Annotated in this window: 20 protein-coding genes and 2 pseudogenes; 15 read left to right on the top strand and 7 right to left on the bottom strand. The window is 45.8% G+C overall.

Features of this window, described 5'->3' with window-relative positions; translation table 11 throughout:
- Positions 1–463: 463 nt before the first annotated feature.
- Complete coding sequence (locus J2T14_RS30325) at positions 464–1831, bottom strand: MFS transporter (RefSeq protein ID WP_307476884.1); 1368 nt, start codon at positions 1829–1831, stop codon at positions 464–466.
- A gap of 142 nt (positions 1832–1973) precedes the next feature.
- Between J2T14_RS30325 and J2T14_RS30320 the strand changes: the two genes are divergently transcribed.
- The 4 genes from J2T14_RS30320 (at position 1974) to J2T14_RS30305 (ending at position 3937) form a co-directional block, all read left to right on the top strand.
- Positions 1974–2312 carry an ArsR/SmtB family transcription factor gene (locus J2T14_RS30320; protein WP_307476882.1) on the top strand — a complete coding sequence of 113 codons (339 nt, stop codon included), beginning with the start codon at positions 1974–1976 and terminating at the stop codon, positions 2310–2312.
- 257 nt (positions 2313–2569) lie between these two features.
- Positions 2570–2863, top strand: coding sequence for a hypothetical protein (locus J2T14_RS30315; RefSeq protein ID WP_307476880.1), 294 nt, complete (start codon positions 2570–2572; stop codon positions 2861–2863).
- The gene (locus J2T14_RS30310) at positions 2847–3515 is read left to right on the top strand and encodes a glutamate synthase-related protein (protein ID WP_307476878.1); all 669 of its coding nucleotides are present in this window, start codon (positions 2847–2849) and stop codon (positions 3513–3515) included. Before J2T14_RS30315 ends, J2T14_RS30310 begins: the two co-directional genes overlap by 17 nt.
- Before the next feature lie 20 nt (positions 3516–3535).
- On the top strand, positions 3536–3937 hold the full coding sequence (locus J2T14_RS30305) for a glutamate synthase-related protein (protein WP_307476946.1): 402 nt from the start codon (positions 3536–3538) through the stop codon (positions 3935–3937).
- A gap of 88 nt (positions 3938–4025) precedes the next feature.
- On the opposite strand, the gene J2T14_RS30300 is transcribed toward J2T14_RS30305, so the two are convergent.
- Entirely contained in the window at positions 4026–4172 is a 147-nt protein-coding gene (locus J2T14_RS30300) for a hypothetical protein (protein WP_307476948.1), read from the bottom strand.
- A gap of 132 nt (positions 4173–4304) precedes the next feature.
- Here J2T14_RS30300 and J2T14_RS30295 point away from each other — a divergent pair, with 132 nt between their 5' ends.
- The 6 genes from J2T14_RS30295 (at position 4305) to J2T14_RS30270 (ending at position 8049) form a co-directional block, all read left to right on the top strand.
- Complete coding sequence (locus tag J2T14_RS30295) at positions 4305–4520, top strand: hypothetical protein (protein WP_307476877.1); 216 nt, start codon at positions 4305–4307, stop codon at positions 4518–4520.
- Between the two features lie 475 nt (positions 4521–4995).
- On the top strand, positions 4996–5325 hold the full coding sequence (locus J2T14_RS30290; protein ID WP_307208565.1) for an ArsR/SmtB family transcription factor: 330 nt from the start codon (positions 4996–4998) through the stop codon (positions 5323–5325).
- Complete coding sequence (locus J2T14_RS30285; protein WP_307208566.1) at positions 5322–5738, top strand: SRPBCC family protein; 417 nt, start codon at positions 5322–5324, stop codon at positions 5736–5738. The genes J2T14_RS30290 and J2T14_RS30285 overlap by 4 nt, the downstream gene beginning before the upstream one ends.
- Positions 5692–6099: a DoxX family protein gene (locus tag J2T14_RS30280; RefSeq protein ID WP_307476876.1), complete on the top strand. Its 408-nt coding sequence runs from the start codon at positions 5692–5694 to the stop codon at positions 6097–6099. Before J2T14_RS30285 ends, J2T14_RS30280 begins: the two co-directional genes overlap by 47 nt.
- 106 nt (positions 6100–6205) lie before the next feature.
- Positions 6206–6799, top strand: a complete 594-nt coding sequence (locus J2T14_RS30275) for a YdeI/OmpD-associated family protein (protein ID WP_307476874.1) — start codon at positions 6206–6208, stop codon at positions 6797–6799.
- 395 nt (positions 6800–7194) lie between these two features.
- On the top strand, positions 7195–8049 hold the full coding sequence (locus J2T14_RS30270) for a chemotaxis protein (protein WP_307476872.1): 855 nt from the start codon (positions 7195–7197) through the stop codon (positions 8047–8049).
- 442 nt (positions 8050–8491) lie between these two features.
- On the opposite strand, the gene J2T14_RS30265 is transcribed toward J2T14_RS30270, so the two are convergent.
- Entirely contained in the window at positions 8492–8731 is a 240-nt protein-coding gene (locus J2T14_RS30265; protein WP_307476869.1) for a hypothetical protein, read from the bottom strand.
- Positions 8732–9142: 411 nt separating this feature from the next.
- Between J2T14_RS30265 and J2T14_RS30260 the strand changes: the two genes are divergently transcribed.
- Complete coding sequence (locus J2T14_RS30260) at positions 9143–9811, top strand: stalk domain-containing protein (RefSeq protein ID WP_307476867.1); 669 nt, start codon at positions 9143–9145, stop codon at positions 9809–9811.
- A gap of 139 nt (positions 9812–9950) precedes the next feature.
- Here J2T14_RS30260 and J2T14_RS30255 read toward each other — a convergent pair whose 3' ends face one another.
- The gene (locus J2T14_RS30255; RefSeq protein WP_307476865.1) at positions 9951–10838 is read right to left on the bottom strand and encodes an AraC family transcriptional regulator; all 888 of its coding nucleotides are present in this window, start codon (positions 10836–10838) and stop codon (positions 9951–9953) included.
- Between the two features lie 127 nt (positions 10839–10965).
- Between J2T14_RS30255 and J2T14_RS30250 the strand changes: the two genes are divergently transcribed.
- The 3 genes from J2T14_RS30250 to J2T14_RS30240 all read left to right on the top strand — a co-directional run bounded on the left by J2T14_RS30250 (position 10966) and on the right by J2T14_RS30240 (position 13732).
- Complete coding sequence (locus tag J2T14_RS30250; protein ID WP_307476863.1) at positions 10966–11739, top strand: phytanoyl-CoA dioxygenase family protein; 774 nt, start codon at positions 10966–10968, stop codon at positions 11737–11739.
- Positions 11740–11996: 257 nt separating this feature from the next.
- On the top strand, positions 11997–12578 hold the full coding sequence (locus J2T14_RS30245; RefSeq protein ID WP_307476861.1) for a TetR/AcrR family transcriptional regulator: 582 nt from the start codon (positions 11997–11999) through the stop codon (positions 12576–12578).
- Positions 12579–12691: 113 nt separating this feature from the next.
- A complete protein-coding gene (locus J2T14_RS30240) occupies positions 12692–13732 on the top strand; it encodes an NADH:flavin oxidoreductase (protein ID WP_307476859.1) in 1041 nt (346 codons plus the stop codon).
- A gap of 317 nt (positions 13733–14049) precedes the next feature.
- On the opposite strand, the gene J2T14_RS30235 is transcribed toward J2T14_RS30240, so the two are convergent.
- The gene (locus J2T14_RS30235) at positions 14050–14655 is read right to left on the bottom strand and encodes a hypothetical protein (RefSeq protein ID WP_307476857.1); all 606 of its coding nucleotides are present in this window, start codon (positions 14653–14655) and stop codon (positions 14050–14052) included.
- 240 nt (positions 14656–14895) lie between these two features.
- On the opposite strand from J2T14_RS30235, the gene J2T14_RS30230 reads away from it, so the two are divergent.
- On the top strand, positions 14896–15930 hold the full coding sequence (locus tag J2T14_RS30230) for a YheC/YheD family endospore coat-associated protein (RefSeq protein ID WP_307476855.1): 1035 nt from the start codon (positions 14896–14898) through the stop codon (positions 15928–15930).
- Between the two features lie 403 nt (positions 15931–16333).
- Here the strand turns inward: J2T14_RS30230 and tnpC are convergent.
- Positions 16334–17883, bottom strand: a pseudogene (gene tnpC, locus J2T14_RS30225) (IS66 family transposase).
- A 70-nt stretch (positions 17884–17953) separates the two neighbouring features.
- A pseudogene (tnpB, locus tag J2T14_RS31060) lies at positions 17954–18268 on the bottom strand (IS66 family insertion sequence element accessory protein TnpB); the annotation flags it as partial.
- Between the last annotated feature and the right edge of the window lie 196 nt (positions 18269–18464).

Genomic DNA, 18464 nt, shown 5'->3' with positions numbered 1-18464 from the left:
ATATCCGAAAGAGCGTCTAAGCGAGAATTCTCGTAAACGAAACAGCCGCAATAAAACATATGGGCTGTCCCCAAAGCAACTAGCTTAGGGACAGCCCATATGTGCGTATGCAGCTAACCTCAGGTTGCTATGTTGGAGGAAAAAAGGGTTACAAAGATTCGCCTGTTACAATTTGATGCTGTAAAAAGCAACACATTCAAAACGATTAACAGCCATGATTCCAATCTCGCTTACAGGTATCAGTGCCTTTAACGAGATTGCTCATTCGCCCAAAACTTTCTTGGAAACTACCCAACTGCTTGGCTACCTGCCTACTTCCTGACTCTTCTTGGAGTGGCAAAAATCATAGGTATCATCCCGTCGTGGTCTTAATGATTGTCCCTCTTTCGTATTACCTGCTGTTGAAATTGGAGAGAGAGGCATGAACGAAAGCTACGAGGAAGGGATTAGTGACGACCAATACTCACCGGTTGGTCTGACTGGCCTGACGGATATAGAAAAAGGAGCAGACCATGGCGAGCAAGACGATAATAGCCATTCCCCAGAAGATGCTGCCATAGGCGGAAGCAAGCGTACGGGCTTGTTGCCATTCGAGTGCCGTTGCTGTTGCCGCGATCCCGAATGCACCGCTGAAAAATTGCAACAATTGGAATAATCCTAGTCCCGATCCGACCTGGGATCCGGGCAGCAGTCGGGACAGCTCATTCGAGACGCTGCTGGAAATGAACGTAAAGCCGATACTCATCATCATATAGATGAATAGAATCGCCCATGACGATCGGACTGCGAAGAGCGCGAATAATACGACCGAAGCAAGTACGAGCAACGGGATGTATTGAATGATGAGGCGATTGCCGTAACGGTCGATCATTTTGCCGACTAAGCGAGAGAGAATCATAGCCAGCAAAGATCCCGGAAATATGATTAAGCCTGATTGGCTGGCCGATAGTCCGAATTGGTGCACCAGAATTTGCGGCATGATGAACAAGGTGGCGAAGCTGCATAGATAGGCACCGATCCCGACGGCGCTGACCATCAAATAAGGCGCGTTCCGGAAAAGAGCCGGTTGAACAAACGGATCTCTTGCCGTAAGGATGCGCACGACAAACAGGAAGATTGCAGTCAGGCCGGCAATGAGCCAATACCAGACCTGACTGGTAAGGAAAAGCAGGAGACCCGTCGTTCCGATCCCCACGAACAAGGCGCCAAGCAGATCAAAGCTTCCTTTCGACGGCGTTTCTTTGGGAAGCAAACGGACGAAGAAAGGAATAAGCAGCAAAGTGAGCGAAGTGACGCCAAATAAATAATGCCAGCCCAAATATTCGACAATTATGCCCCCGACTACGGGGCCTAGGCCTAAACCAAGCGATGCAGCCGACATAATGGCGGCCATTGCTTTGCCTCTTCTACCCACGGGAACATATCTTGTAATGAGGATCATGGAAAGTGCCGGAAGGGCACCCGCACCGGAAGCCTGAAGCAGACGCGCGATTAAGAGCGGGATAAAGCTATCGCTGAATAAACCGATTATGGCGGCTCCACCGAACGATAATATGCCAATCACATACAATCGTCGAATTGGAACGAAATCGGACAGTCGGCTGTAGGTGATGGACGAAATGGCAAACAAAATGGAGTATCCTGTCACGATCCAGGATACCGAGGTGGATGAAAGCGCGAAATCATGCGCGACATCGGGCAGTGCGAGGTTAAACATCATCGTATTCATAATGACAAGCACGATGGAAAACCCGAGCAATAATGTAACGACACCTTCCCTGATCTGTTCCTTCTCTACGCTTGCGCGATCGGCTAGGCCCGTAACTGGCATGATATCCCTCGTCTCTAAGTTCTATAGTTCGATTGTAATCGAACATTAGAAATATAGCATGGAATATGATACGATGCAATTACAACTTGCTAACTATAAACTAAGAGCGATTGCACGTTATCGACGGAAGGGGCTGCCCTACGTGAAAGTGTTACATCATCCCGATCGAGCAGATATTCAACTCACTTCGGTACTTTATGCATTAAGCGACCCCATTCGCATACGCTTGGTAGCTACATTGTGCAAGATAGGGGAAGGGTCTTGCGGAAGTATTGATTTGCCAATCGTCAAGTCGACCTTGTCGCATCATACGCGAACACTCCGTGAAGCGGGTATTGTTCGTACCCGGATACAAGGCACGCAGAGGCTGCTGAGCATTCGGCATGAAGATTTGGAAGCGCGTTTTCCAGGGCTGCTCGATACGGTCCTGCAAGCCTACGAATCATCGACAGGCGAGGTGGCGGTTTACCCTTTACCATGAAGAAGTAGTTTAAATAGTTTAAATGATACTACAAGTCCAAAGAACTCAGTTCGAATCTTTCAAATAAAGAACTAGACAGCCGTTGACGCGAAAATCAACGGCTTCTTTGTATGCACTTAGAATAACGCTCTTTTCTTGCAGGAGCGGCAATTGATGGCCATTACAGTTTTATTACATTCTCCTATGATTAGCATTCATCAAATGGGAAAACATAAGAACGGGGTACACAATAAGAAAAAAATAGGAAGGTGATCAAATTGGATAAATATAAAGACCTCAAGAATACGCTCACCTATATCCATTCCGAACTTAACCGTATTGAAACTATGGCAGGAACGCTCTCTTCAATCGAACGCGAGCATTATCATAAGCTCACTAATTTCGACCATAACGCGCTGGTGGATATTGCCGTTGAAGAACAAAATGCTGCCCGGCAACTGGGAACGATGAAGCAAATGTGTTTGGCCATGGCTCAGAAAGTCGAAGGTATGAAGAATGAAATCGAACGCGAGGAAGTCGGGGAGAGTGCTAGACGTGTTGAGACTCATTGAAAACATCATACGTTCGGCTGTAAATGAAACCGTCGATAAAGCCATTACGAGGCTTATCAGGGACCAATACACGGAAAATCTGTTTGAAATGATACCCGCAACGAAGAAGGTTGGAATAACAAACCTTATCGAAATCGCAATGCGCGCGAATCAAGGGACTCCCATCTCCCACCCGCTTGGAAGCCCCAACCATCTGTCTCCTTGGGAAAAAATCATGTTCAATCCCGTCCACCTTTTTCGCTTACCGACCCCTGAAAATGTAGGAATCCGCACCTCTGTAACCATAGGGCCTCGTGCAAGAAAGCCGATGACCGTTTCGATACCCATCATGATCGCCGCCATGTCATTTGGAGGCGCATTAAGCAAAAGCACGAAGATTGCCCTTGCGAGAGCAGCTACCGCCGTAGGTACAGCAACGAATTCCGGCGAAGCGGGTCTACTTGAAGAGGAACGGGAAGCAGCACAGTTATTCATCGGTCAATATAATCGAGGCGGCTGGATGAATACGCCCGAAAAATATAGTCGCCTTGATGCCATTGAAATTCAATTAGGCCAAGGCGCGCAAGGTTCAGCACCGCAACGCACAACCGCAAAAAACATCGGTAAGGACTTTCGCGAAGTTTTGGGTTGCGTGAAGGAGAAGAGGCGATAATTCATTCACGTCTTCCGGGAGTGAATTCAAAGGATGATTTTATTCAATTGGTAAAACGGCTTCGAGATGAAACAGGCGTACCGATCGGACTAAAGATCGCCGCAACGCATCATCTCGAAAAAGAGTTGCAAATTGCTGTAGAGGCTGAGGTTGATTTCGTAACCTTGGATGGGGCGGAAGGTGGAACTCATGGAGGAGCTCCCACCCTACAGGATGATGTTGGGTTACCTACACTGTTTGCGATAACGAGAGCTAGAGATTTCTTTGCGCGAAAAGGTGTTCTTCGGGATATAAGCTCTGCACGCTTGATCCTTTTATTGCCAAAGCAACGGGAATTGAACTTGGATATATTTCAACAGAAGATCAAAATCGATTCTTTAATGAAACCGAATCATTATTCTACAATAAAGAAGCACAAATAAAGGTGCAACAAAATCACCCTCTCCATTAGGTCCTGCATAAGAGAAGCCGATACCATAGTCCTTTCAGAAGTCGATCTGACGGAGGACCTCAGTCCTCCGGTGTACGGTCAAGAAAGAGGCGTGTAACAGATGTTGAGTCGTTCTCTTGAATTTCTTCCTCTGTCGCTTTTTTTTCTATTTCATCGTGAGTGTTCATTCCTGGAGCAACTGTAGGTTCTTTATTTTCTTTTTCCAACGATATCACCTCAGAGGATATCATTGGAATGGTTAGGGATTGTATACATTGTCTTGGTTAATATCGATCCAATTTGCAAATACTAATGATATCGATGGAGAGACACCCCCCTCCTGAAAGAGAGTGAAACTAGTGATAACACCAAAACCGATAGAGTTGCAATACATAAAACGTCTTAGTGACGAAGAGAATACCCTGATCGAAGCGCTACGGACGATCCAAATGCTTCCTGCAGCTGCATTGCTTCTGGTTAGGAACGAGCTGAAAGGACCGTTGGAAAACGGGCCAATGGCAGAGATCCTGGACGGGTTCTTGGCGAGGCATACCGAAGGAGGCACTAACGAGTGAAACTCCAGACCTGAAAAGCAGTATAACCTGCGGCAGCTGGTTCAGAGCGAACGGTCTGAAGAGGGACAAGAACATACATTCGTTAAGTTCCGCGCAGTGCGCGGTTTTTTATTTTATGCATGCAAAATAATGACAAGAACATACTCCCGCACCACAGTAGCAATATACAATAAAAGTTGGGTCACGAACATAGCTGACTAACGGTTTTGATGCGCAGTTTAAAAATAATGTTGACACGACACTGAATGGTGTCATATAATCAAAACGACACCAAGCGGTGTCTAATTAAGAGGTAATTATTTGGAATGATTGGAACTCATAAGGTTATCGTTGCGGAAACATCCGCGAAAGTTGAAACCCGGCCTGATCGTGGGCGCTACGTCCGAAGAGCAGCCATTACTTTGGGAGGCGGCAATATTAACGGCTGTCCATTCGTTCCACCAATAGATTTTTACTTCAGAATGGAGAGGGTGTTTTGAGCGAGAACAACCAGTTGCGGGATGTGTTTGATGCGATTGCAGATCCAACTAGGCGCCGGCTGATTCGACTGTTAGCAGAGGCAGAGGAGATACCGCTACATGAGTTAACGGCACAGTTTGATATGGGCCGTACAGCGGTATCCAAGCATTTGACAATTCTTAAAGAGGCCGGACTGGTACTTGACCGAAAAGTCGGCAGAGAAACGAGATTTAGGCTCAACGCCTCTCCACTCAGAGAAATTCAAGATTGGGTGGCTTTCTACAGCAATTTTTGGAGTGAGAATATGTTGCGCTTGAACCGACTATTAGAGGAGGAAGAAGAATGAGTTTAACATTATCCTTGGATTTTCAGTACACGACATCGATCGAGAAGCTTTGGTCCGCCATAACCGATTCAAGCAAGCTTGCCAAGTGGGTGGCCAACATCCACACCGGTGAGGGGATGGCTAATGATTTTAAACCCGTTGTAGGGCACCGTTTTCAATTTCGCACTCAGCCGTCCGAATACTGGAATGGAATTATTGAAGGCGAAGTACTTATCGTGGAGGAACCACACCGGTTGTCCTATACTTGGGCGAGCGGCGAGAAGCACACGGTCACCTGGACGCTGCAAGATTTAGGAAGCGGAAAGGTTAACCTTCATCTCGAACAAACCGGAATCTCAAATGCTGCGGCGCTGGGTGGAGCTAAGTATGGCTGGAATAAATGGTGCGGCGAGCTTGAAAAAGCTTTGGCCTAATTGTAAAAAGGAAGGGGGCCTTATGATTATCATATTTGTTATTTTACAAAGTTGTCTGCTCGTCTCCATGGCCTTTGGCGGCGGAAGCAAGCTGGCTGGTGCGAAAAATTTTGTTGAAATGTTCGAGTCGCTTAAACTGCCGCAATGGTTTCGAGTTACTACTGGGCTCGTTCAACTAGCAGGGGCAGTCGGACTTGTTATCGGTTACTGGAATCCGGCAGTAGCCGTATGGGTAGGCATAGGGATTGGCATTACGATGCTGGTGGCATGCCTTTCACATTTCAGAGTCAAGCATCCTGTTGGAAATGCAATACCGGCCTTTGTGATTACTTTGATTGCAGCCACTCTAGTAGCAATATAATAAGTACACTTGAGGCAGTCGATCACGGGAAAATACTCGATATCATTGTGGATGACCAATCCTCACTGCAGCGGACTGAAAAAAGATTGAATAGAGGTGCTCCTAAATGACAAAAGGCCAACGGAATCCAAAGATTGATCCATATTTTAGCAAGTTAATAAAGTGGAAGGAAGAATTCGAGCTGTTGAGAAATATCGTTCTTGACTGCAAGTTGACCGAAGAGTTTAAGTGGATGCATCCTTGTTACACGTATCAGGGTAAAAATATTGTTTTAATTCATGGATTTAAGGAATACTGCGCGCTTCTGTTTCACAAAGGCGCCTTGTTAAAAGATCCCCATGGTATCCTAATCCAACAAACGGAGAATGTGCAGGCGGCGCGCCAGATTCGGTTCACCGATGTTCAAGAAATAGACGAGATGCAGCTTATCTTGAAATCATATATCGATGAAGCCATTGAAGTTGAAAAATCCGGTTTGCAAGTGAACTATAAACAGAATACGGAATACATAATTCCTGAAGAATTACAAAATAAATTCGTAGAAATCCCCGACTTGAAAACGGCTTTTGAAGCATTGACGCCGGGACGGCAAAGAGCGTACATTCTTCATTTTACTTCACCCAAACAATCCAAAACCCGAGAGTCAAGGGTTGAAAAATATTTGCCGCATATTCTGAGCGGAAAGGGATTAGATGATTAGGATATTCGATGAGAAAATAAATGAAACCGATGTCTATCGACAAAGAGCGAGGACATAGCTGAATTGGCGAAAGCTTGAGAAATCAAGCTTTTTTGTTTTTCACCCGGAGTATAGATCACATGCCTGCACTGGTAAACCACCTTAGTCAGCCGGCTCCAATGAACAATTCCTAAAAAACTTGACCTTACAAAGAAGGGAGGCGAAGCTTTGAGAATAAGTCAATGAGCTAGGCCATTTTCTCTTTTATTTCATAGAGCCATTTCGCGAGTAAGCTTGCTTATTTGCGACTCGGCTCCTTATTTAGTTTATTTTAGTCAAGACGAATAGAAGAGTTCGCCCACTCTCGGCATATGCTGAATGGTAACCGTATTGCATGTTGTCGAGGGGGGAGAACAATGAAGATCGCGGTCGGGATTATTCACGGAATCGGCAGACAGGAGTCGGATTTTCACGAGGAACTAGCTTTGGCGCTGGCCGAGCGGTTGTCTTTGATATGCCCCGAGATCGAGCTGGTGACGGAAGGGATCTATTGGGGCGATATTACCGAGCGGATCGAGGAGAAGCTGCTGTGCAAGCTGGCGCCATATAAGCTCCGTTGGGACGATTGGATCGACGCCCGCGGCTTCATGATCAGCTTCGCCGGAGATGCAATCGCCTATCAGCCGATTCCCTGCGCGGATAACCCTCATCCTCAAGAATTCATATATACGGAAATTCACGAGCGCGTGGCGCGCAAGCTCCAAAGTCTGGCAAGCCGTGCCGGCGCGACCGCTCCGCTATGCCTAATCGGCCACAGTCTCGGAACGGTAGTCATCAGCAACTATCTCTACGATCTGCAGAACCGTAAGCTCCCTCCCCGCATCCAGTCTATCATCGCGCACGGCAACTCTCCGCTCGAGAAGGGAGAGACACTCTCCCATTTGTTCACGATGGGCAGTCCCATTGCGTTATGGACGCTCCGATATGACGATTTTGGCAAGCCCGTAACCGTACCAGCCTTGAAATTCCGGCACCAGCGCGTCGGCGAATGGGTCAACTTCTACGATAAAGACGACGTCATCGCTTATCCGCTCAAACCGTTAAGTGAGTCTTATAACAAGGTCGTCTCCGAAGATGTCGAAGTTAGCAACCCCGGCCTGATGTCCTGGACGCCTCTCGGCTCGCATGGCGGATACTTCCGATCGGTGGCGATTCAGAAGCGAATCTGCCATTCGCTTGCCCAGATGTACCGCATCTTGAATTCGCAGTGACCTTGGACAATAAAAACCCGGTCATGTAGACCGGGTTAGGTGATGTTTTCCTAACATTTAACTGGGCATGTCAGCCTTACTTCGAATTATTTTGCAATCTGCTTTTTCCTTGATCGTTCGGGTTGTTAGACCGTGACGGGCTACTCTTTGGGTTGTTTTTATCGGGTTTGGTTTTAGTGCTCATTTTATTGTTCACCTCCTGTTATCCATAAAAAGTATTTCTCAAAACCGTTATTCTTATTAGAATAATGTGTGTGTTCCTGAATACTGGTGTAGTGTGCAAATAAAGCAACCAATCGAAGCAGGGGCGTAAAAGGTGAAATCGTTTAAGCAATAATTCAACCAAGATACGTGCAAAGTCATCTGAATTGTACGAATGGTTAAATGAAGGTTGGAAAAAAGAAAAATAAAGCTTGTAAGGGAAGCGAAACAGGACAAATAATTAATAGGGCCGATGCGTACGATGCTCTATAATCCGCTCCGAGCGATCATGCTCCGACAAGGCCTCTTTTATAAACGCCTTCAGGCTGTAACCTCCCGCGCGGAATACCTTCCCGTGATAAAACCATACGACGGTCAGCGTTCCGGATAGCAGGAAGAGACGGCTAAAGCGGATGAGACGGTTGATGCCTTTCGATCGTTTCCTGGCGAACTGCCTCAAAGCGTCGGATTGGAATTTCAATTAAATACTTGCCTTCAGAGCTTTCCCCGATTTGGAACTGCTGTATGGAACGGGCGATGGTAGCGTACTCCTGAGGGTCCAACTTGTATGGATCATCCCAATAGATCGGCTTTAAGCTCTGTTTGTTTACGATGAAGTATTCCGTCCACGTCGTAAAATTTTCGTCCAAGGGACACCTCGATTGCCCAAAATGAATTAATTCCATTATAAGTCTATTGGGAGCTTGCAAAAAGTGCAAAATAGACCAGAGTATTTTTCATATTATGTCCGTACCAAGCTCCAAGATGACCTGCAGCAATCGAATTTGTGATGTTGGAAAATTTTTATATTTTATTACCAATTCAAGGCAAAACATGGTACCATTGTAAAGTGACTTTAAAATTGTTGAATAAAAGTAGGAGGGAAATTATTTTGAAAAAAACGGTCGTAGCTTCTATTATTGGAGGGGCGATGCTTCTCAGTGTTAGCGCAGGTGTGTATGCAGGTGCTAACTTACAGGAAATCAAAGCGTATTTGAATAATGACATTAAGGTTAAAGTTCATGGGAAACAAGTACAATTGTTAGACGTAAATGGGAATGTGGTTACTCCTATCACCTTCAAAGGAACGACGTACTTACCTGCTAGAGCCATTGCAAATTCCTTGAATGTGGCTGTTGATTACGAGGCTGCAACGAGTACTGTTTTATTCGGCGAAAAAGTTGACGGCACTCCTATTAATGCAAATCAAGTCTTTTATCGTTCCACTAAAGATCCTAACATGACGCAGTACAAAAACAAGGACTATATAGAAGTGCTCAAGGAGATGGGGGGCTCAGGTTCTAATTTTACACTAGAACCCGAGAAAAAGTTCCAAACCCTCTATTTACAAGTGGCTGCCATTGGGGCTGATGTAAAAATTAGGATTAAAGACGGCAATTCAAGGTTGTTAAAAGAAGAAACAGTAACGATTGATGACGGATTGAAAACAATCGAAGCTAATATCGCAGGTCTAAATGAAGTTACCGTGTTTTATTCAATCGATAACTATAATGACGATACGGGTATTTTTGTACCGCTAACTACATCCTATTATAAATAATCGCTACTTATAGAGACTTGGTAGATTTACAAGGGGCTGGCCCAAAGCATGAACAATGCTTAAGGGTAAGCCCTTTCTCTGTCACGGATGTGGAGAAGATGACTGGCATGGGAAGGCTTCGATGACCGCTTGATGATAACTAGTCCCCTGAAAAGGTACGCTCTGCATTCGCTTCCCTGTAAGCTGCAGGTGGCGTGCCCTTAGCCTTGGAGAAAATTCGGGTGAAATAATGGACGGAAGAAAAACCGACCTGTTCGGCGATTTCCTTGATTGGAAGCCGGGTTCGGAGCAGCAGCCGTTCCGCGGCGCGAATACGCTCGTTCTTCACGACATCCGTATAGGATTCAAGGATGTGGGATGAGAACAGCCTCGACAGATGCCTTTCGGAAATATTGAGCTGACGGGCGACCTCCGGCAAAGTCAGACTGCCGTCGAGATTATCCCGTATGTATTGCTTTGCGCGCCGGATGAGCGATGTGGCTGCCATACGCACCGGTTGGCTTGCTGTTTTCCGATCGGTACCGAACATGACAGGAAAAGATTCAAGGAGTCCGCTTGCCAGTTGGGGAAGGACGGCATCAGGTATTGCCCTGGATATGTCCCTAGGGACAAGCAGAGACTTCCAGATCTGCACGGCAGGGGATAACGCTTGGCCGTCGTGCCAGATGTTTCCTTCGTTCAAGACGTCCATATAAGCGAGCAATTCGTCGGCATCCGAAAACTTCTCATCCGGTTCGAACGCCACGAAGAACAAATTCAGCTCGCCCACATCCCTAATCTGATGGGAAATACCGGGCCGTGAGCAGAACAAGGTACCCTCATAGAGTGGGTAGCTACGTCCGCGTTCTTCGTACACTCCTTTTCCGCCGTCAACGTAACAAATTTCGTAGAAGGAATGTTTGTGCACCTGATTAGCTTGCAAGTGCTGCACGACTCCCCAGTAATGTACATGAAAAGTTAATCGTTCGCCCTGCAGCAAGCCCGCTTGCCGGTTCAGCCTTTCCTCGCTTTTGTTCCATTGAATCATGCGCTCCATTCTCCTTTGGCTGATTGATGCAAAAAAACGTCCTCTGATTGCAAATACGATATAGCTATATGGTATCTATAATGAGGGTAGATTGCATCCTATTCATTTGAAGGAGCTGAAAAGCGAGATGAGCAAGGAAAATATGCATTTTTACAAAGAACACGGGTATTATTTGGCGAAGGGAGTCTTCACGCAAAGCGAGGTAGCGGAGCTGAGGGAGTCTGTGGAGCGCATCATTCAAAGGGCGGCGCGGGCGAACGCGGACGCCAATCATGCATGGCAAGGCGATTATTTGGAGCCGGAGCAGTTGAAGAAGTTGGTGCTGAAAGGATTCCACGACGTGCACTACCATGACGCGGCCTTCACCCGCGCAGCCACCCATCCTAAGATGGTAGAAGTGTTAAATGAGTTGATCGGTCCCAACGTGCAGCTTCATCATTCAAAAATGCTGGTCAAACCGCCTGCCAATGGCGCAGCTTTCCCAATGCATCAAGATTATCCTTACTTTCCGCATCGGGATCATTCCATGTTGGCCGCAAGTGTGCATCTGGATGACTCGGACATAGAAAACGGCTGCCTATGCGTCATTCCCGGGTCGCATAAGGATGGGCCGCGTCCTCATGTCGGCGCGTATTACCTGAACCACAAGGAATATCCCATTTCGATGGGCATGCCTTGCCCGGCGAAGGCAGGGGACGTGCTTTTCTTCAACTACTTGACGATTCACGGTTCTGATGTCAATCGCAGCGAACGAACGCGAAGGAACGTCTTGTTCCAATACCGCGATGCGGCAGATATACCGACAGAGAACGTACATTTCGATTGGGGAATGGGACTGATGGTCAGCGGAGAGAATCCCGACTTTAACCGCGCGAAGCCGAATTATCGGATCGTGGAATAACGATTCGGAACGGGGGCAGCATCAAGCCGGTGAAGGCGTAAATACTTGCAAATAGGAGCTCTGAAATAGGATTGCCGCAACGATGAGAAACCATATTTCCCAATTGTGAGGGGGCGACTTCGAATACGGAGTTGTCTCTTCTTGCAATGCCGTCAATTGTGACTTGCATCGTTAAAACGAATATAAGTATCGGGGAGATTAAGGGGCATCGGAATGATTTCTTGACTTCGTAGTCAAGAATTTGATATCTTGATTATATGAGCAGACCAAGAGAATTTGATGTCGATCGTGCATTGCACCAGTCTATGGAAGTGTTCTGGACAAAAGGCTTTAAGTCGACTTCCTTTGAGGATTTGACCCGTACGACGCGGGTTAAGAAGCAAAGTTTGTATTGCGTATTTGAAGATAAGCGAGACTTGTTTTTAAAGTCGTTGGCGCTGTATCGCGAACAGAGTATATCCATGCTGGAAGAACTGGCATCGCAGGAAATGCCCCCCTTGAAAAAGCTGGAGGCCATACGTGATGCTACGTTATGTCAAGGCAACGAAACAATTCGTAGAGGATGTCTGATGGTAAATTCCACACTGGAATTCGGAGCCTGCGACGACGAAGTAAACCGCGAAATAGAGATGATGTTCGCCAAGGTTGAACAAATACTTGAGAAGGTAATCCGTAACGGTCAGGAGCAGCAGTTCATTACGACCCGGCATACCAGCAAAGAGCTTGCAGCTTATCTAAACAACGCTCTTCTCGGTGCGAAAATCCTGGAAAAGTCAGGTGCGACCCGGGAACGGATCGACACAGTCTTACGTACGTCTTTTGCGATGCTAGAACCTTGATCTTTTTTTACGAACTTTTTGACTGCATAGTCAAAAAAAAGGCTGTAATACTTTTAAATGATCATTTGTTGCGGAATAGTATCTAAATATTATAAAAAAAATTGGAGGTTATTATGAATAATACTCAATCCGTTCAAGCCTTATTCAAACCATTCGCTTTCGGGAATTTGACCCTGCCTAATCGTATCGTGATGGCACCGATGACCCGAACATTTTCCCCGGACGGAGTACCAGGTCAGGATGTTGCTGCCTATTACCGCCGAAGGGCTGAAAACGGTGTTGGACTTATCGTGACAGAAGGTACGGTGATCAATCATCCCGATTCGTCAAATCAAGCCAACGTACCACACTTCTATGGTGAAGCTGCATTGAACGGTTGGTCAAGCGTAGTGTCTGCGGTACACGAGGTAGGCGGACGGATCATACCGCAGATTTGGCATATGGGAGCACGAGGAAATGTAGGCGATTATTCGGAATCCGAAATCGCCTCAATCGTTCAAGCCTTCGCACAGGCAGCATTCGAAGCAAAACGGCTTGGCTTCGACGGCATCGAGCTCCACGGTGCACATGGATATTTGATCGACCAATTCTTCTGGGAGAAAACCAACCCGCGGACTGACAGCTATGGCGGGGACATGCTTGCGCGCACCCGCTTTGCATTGGAAGTTATCGAAGCTTGTCGTCGTGCCGTCGGACCGGAATTCCCAATCGTGCTGCGTATCTCGCAATGGAAGCCCAATGACTACACAGCGAAATTGGCTGAAACGCCAGCTCTACTGCAACAGTTCTTGACGCCTTTGGCTGATGCGGGCGTTGATATTTTCCATTGCTCAACCCGCCGTTTTTGGGAGCCTGAGTTTGAAGGCTCTGATCTGAATCTTGCCGGATGGATTAAAAAGCTGACAGGGAGACCGACGATTACGGTTGGATCGGTTGGCCTGGATAGTGATTTTACGAGTCTCTTTGCCGAAGGAAAAGGAGCGGGTAATTTCAAGATTGACGGGTTAATCGAAAAGCTTGAACGTGAAGAATTTGATCTGGTAGCCGTTGGTCGGGCATTATTGGTTGATCCTGCGTGGGTAAACAAGATCCGCGACGGCCGTGCAGCCGAATTGATCCCCTTTACGCCTGAGGCAGTGAAGATACTTTACTAACTCATAAAAAGGAGCCGAAACCCGGGACAGAGTTCGAATTTACATCCTCCTAAAAACTCCTTGGAAAGTGTAAAGCATTTTCCCTACGCTGTAAAATTAAAGCTCTGTAAGCGTCAAATAGCCCACACCTTGTTATCAAGATGAGGGTTATTTGACGCTTACGTTGATAGAACTCGTTCTAAAATGGTATGAAAGGACTCTTGGAAAAAGACTATGAGAAGCTCAGGAAGCTCTAGGCTGAACAAGCCTTAGAGAGGGAAACCTTCTTCATAATACAGTAAACTTAGCTCTATTTATTTTAGTGGTACTAGTGACTATTATGGATTCACCTGTGTAATTTGGCATAATGAAATAGCTGCATTTACTACTGTACCTCCTCCAATATCCAATTGTCCAAAAACAATTCCAAGTCCCGTTCTTTCTACGTTAAAATTTTCCGCCATTGAGCCATTACTGCTCCGAAAATTAACTGTTGTATTAATAAGTGTATCAAATAACTCTCTAAGTGGTCTTTCACGACAATCACATTCGCCTGGGAAATTCATAGGAGTATCCAATTCGATTTCAGGACCAGGTAAAAAAAGGACTCCAATCACATCTGCAATGCTTACTATAGAGGTTGTGTTAGTCGCTTCGTCTGTTACCGTAACCAAAAAATCATTCACTTCATTGATGGTGACTAAAAATAATAAAGGTGGCACATTAGGTACGTCTGCAACAGTAGAAAGAATAACGGTCACACCAATTAATTGTTCTAAAATATTCTGCATTGGAGTAACACAACAATCACAAACACTAAATTCTGGTCCTGGTGGTCCTGGAACTCCTGGTGGTCCTGAAGGCCCTTGTGGTCCTGGAACTCCTGAAGGCCCTTGTGGTCCTTGAGGTCCAGGCGGGCCTGGAGGGCCTATAAATCTACCCATAATTCGATAACACTCCTTTTTTTGATATACGAATAAGCTATTCAGTATGATCGCAATTAGGTAGGGCGAAATGTATCATTACAACTATTTGGACTCAATCACGAGATTCCAGACCAACAGATAAAGTGAATTTATCTATGAGCACAATACTTTTCATTTGATTGTATTGTCGTCCATGCATTTTCATCTAATTGACATACGATATATATGACTCACTTTGCATGATAAAGGATGATAATAATGATCAAAAAAAACGAATATGTAGGTATAATGGTTAACAACAGCTATGAAAGGAAATATGTTCTCAAAAAATATCTCAAATGCAATATCACTAATTTAAAATTAATTTGTTTCACACCATCTTCGATCAACTGGAAACGAAAGAGCTTAATCGGATTATATCTCTCGAAGCAAAGATGGGAGATAGGCAGATTTCCACTCCCTCAAGTTATTTATAATCGTTGTTACAATTTAAATGAAACGATGATCAAACGTTTGGAACTAGTGATTGGCAGAAATAAATGCTTCAATCATATCAATCAATTAAACAAACTCGAAATTTATAGGAATTTAAGCCAATTGCTTGTTTGCTATTTACCAGAAACCATTCCGTACGACAAAGAGAGCTCCTTACGACTATTAGAAATTCATAAAACCTTATATTTTAAACCTTGCAACGGTCATCACGGGAATAATGTGTACCGTGTGGAAATGAAGGATTCTGGGGATATTCACATTTGTCACCATTATTTTACTCCAGAAATAATTGAGAGAGAACCTTTGAAGTTGCAAGAGAAGATTCATAATCTTATCGGATCCACTCCATACATCATTCAGATAGGTGTCGATATGTCGAAATTGAACGAACAAAATTTCGATATTCGAGCGCTCGTACAAAAAAATAAAAAAGGCTTATGGGCTGTAACAAATGTCGTTAGTCGGATTGCTTATAAGGGTTGCTTTAATACAAGCATCTGTGAAACGGTTTGTTTAACTGAAGAATTACTTAATCGCCTGCACCCGCCGAATAAGACTGATGCGATTATCCAAACTATATACGAAATCGCTTTGAAGGCTGCAGAAACAATAGAAGCAAATACAAGCAACCATTTGGGCGAACTTAGCGTGGATTTTGCATTGGATAAGGATGGGCATGTTTGGATATTAGAAATTAACGGGATGCCCCAAAAAAATCTATATGATGGATTACACAAAAATTATCGAAGTGTTTATAGTCAGCCATTACAATATGCTCAATATTTATATCAACATTAATATAAAATGAACTTTCCCATAGCTACATCTGTTTCAAAAGAGGAGCTGTGCAAAAGCGCGCACTCCTCTTTTGACGTTCCTCATTACAAAAAAACAGAAGATAGTCGCAATTCTCATTTTTTCCTATTAAACAATCATACTTATTTTTAGAAAATAGATGATAGATAGAGGACAACGTAATCACGTTTGGCAGCGTTGACTGTAAAACTGTCCAACAATTGACCGATATAATGACCATGTTAGTATTTAATCATGCTCCAACGCTAAGAGCTGAAAAAACAAACTCAGTAAGTGATTGGCAGCCCTTCGCTACGCTAACGGGCAGGATAATTCAAATAACGGTAAGCGTCCCATCACGTACAGCTAGCTCCATCTCCATCTAAGACCAAAGGTTTTGCGATACCTATCCTATCACGCGACAAGTAATCGGAAGCATAGATGACCATGGCAAATAAGGCTCGAGCGCCTCTGGATTTTGTGAATCCGAAAGCTGCGGAAGCTGCTCGAACAGGTACTTTAAATATTGAAATGGAAGAAGTCCGTTTTCCTTCGCCGTCTCGATGACGCTGTAGATCACCGCACTGGCCTTCGCGCCGCGAGGCATATTCGCAAATAACCAGTTCTTTCTCCCGATTACGAATGGCTTGATCGAGCGCTCACTGTGATTATTATCGATATCGAGCCGACCATCATTCAGGAAGGCGGTCCATTTCTCCCACTGAATTAGGCTGTAAGCAATCGCTTTTCCAACCAGACTCTTCGGCAGTGTTTGAGAGCGCTGTTGCTTGAGCCATACCGAATAAGCCTACTGGATCGGAAGGCTTCGCTTCTTTCGCTCGGCATATCGTTCTTCTGGCGAAGCATCCTTAAACTCGCGCTCAATGGCGAAGAGAGCATTGCAGTAAGCCAGTCCTTGACTAGCTACCGAATCCTTGTTACCCCTCGTCGCTGACGGGGCTGCTTTCAACGCTTCATCGTATTTTCGCCGCGCATGTGTCCAGCATCCCACAAGAGTCCAGGAACCTTATGATAGTCCGCATAACCATCGACATGCAGGTAACCTTTGAACCCGGATAAGAAGATTTGTGGATGCTCGCCGCCAGGTGTCTTCTGGTAATCGTAGATGACCGCCGGCGCTACTCCGCGTCGGGTGCGATACAACCACAAATACGAGGACGATTGAGCAGACTTCCCAGGCTCACGCAGCACCTGCAGCGTCGTCTCATCTGCATGAAGCGCATCCTGCCTTAGCAGATAAGCTTTCATCACGGAGACCAATGGCATGAGCCATTTCTGTGCACCATAGATCATCCAATTCGCCATCGTCTGACGAGATAACGTGTATCCAAGACGCGCGAAATGCTGCTCTTGCCGGTATAACGGCAAGCTGTCGACGTATTTCTGGCTCATAACGTAAGCCATGCTCGACGGTGATGCGAGGCTTCCCGGATAGACAGGTTTTGGCATCGCAGCTGTGACAATGGGGGTTTCAATATCTTCACGTTCACAATGACGGCAGGCATACACATTTCGCACGTGACGGATGACCTTCACTTGTGGCGGTACAACGGCAATATCATTGCGCGTCTCTGTACTCATCTCGTGAAGGAACCCACCGCAGCACGCACATACTTGCTCGCCTTTCTCTAGTGAATAGGTGATTGTTTCTACTGGAAGCTTGGAGAGATCCTCTGTTCGCTTGCCGGATGATTTGCGCCGCTCGTAGATAATTTGTTCAGACCGCGGCTCTTCACCAGCAGGTGCTGCATTCACTTCGGCTTCGTTGAACAACGGGAGTTCTAATTGATCCGGATGCGTCTGTTCGCTGGAAGCACCGAAACGCTTCTTCTGCACTAAGCGGAACTGCTCTTCGTACCATTTGAGCTTGGCCGATCGTTCGATGATTTGTTGTTGTAGGGATTCGATGGTTGGCGTATCTGCATGTTTTTCCATACTTTACTCATTAGATTGAAAAAAACCAATCCCTGTAAGTGCCTATGACGAAATGATTACAAAGATGTGTCTAAATGACGGTAACAGCATGAACCTTGGGATGGGCTTGCCGCTGGCTAAGTGAAAGACCATCCAGCAGCCAGCGAAGCTCCCTGCTGGAAATGGCTACTACTTCTTCCTTGCCTGTAGGCCATTGAAATCTGCCACGTTCTAGGCGGCGATAGTAAAGCCAGAACCCATTGTGATCCCAATATAGAATTTTGAGCTTGTTGCATGCCCGGTTACAGAATACGAATAAGCCGGAGGAGAACGGATTCAGACCAAAGCTTTCCTGAACGATGGCAGCAAGTCCGTCGATCGACTTGCGCAGATCGGTGGAACCACAAGCAAGAACACACGCTGATTGCTTGGAAAGGTCAGCATGGTGAAGTAAGCGCGTGAATCACTTCGCGCAAAAGCATGGGGTCAAAGCCGGAATGAAGTCGATACTGGCTTCACCGATATGAAGGATTAGAGAAGGAGCAGGAGAAACGTTGCCAGGTGGATCTACAGTGTCAAGAGGTACAAACTGTACGGGAGAA

Source organism: Paenibacillus harenae (assembly GCF_030812415.1).
GTDB lineage: Bacteria > Bacillota > Bacilli > Paenibacillales > Paenibacillaceae > Pristimantibacillus > Pristimantibacillus harenae_A.
Note: the sequence above shows the minus strand (reverse complement) of the source record. Positions and strands in the feature narration are given on the sequence as shown.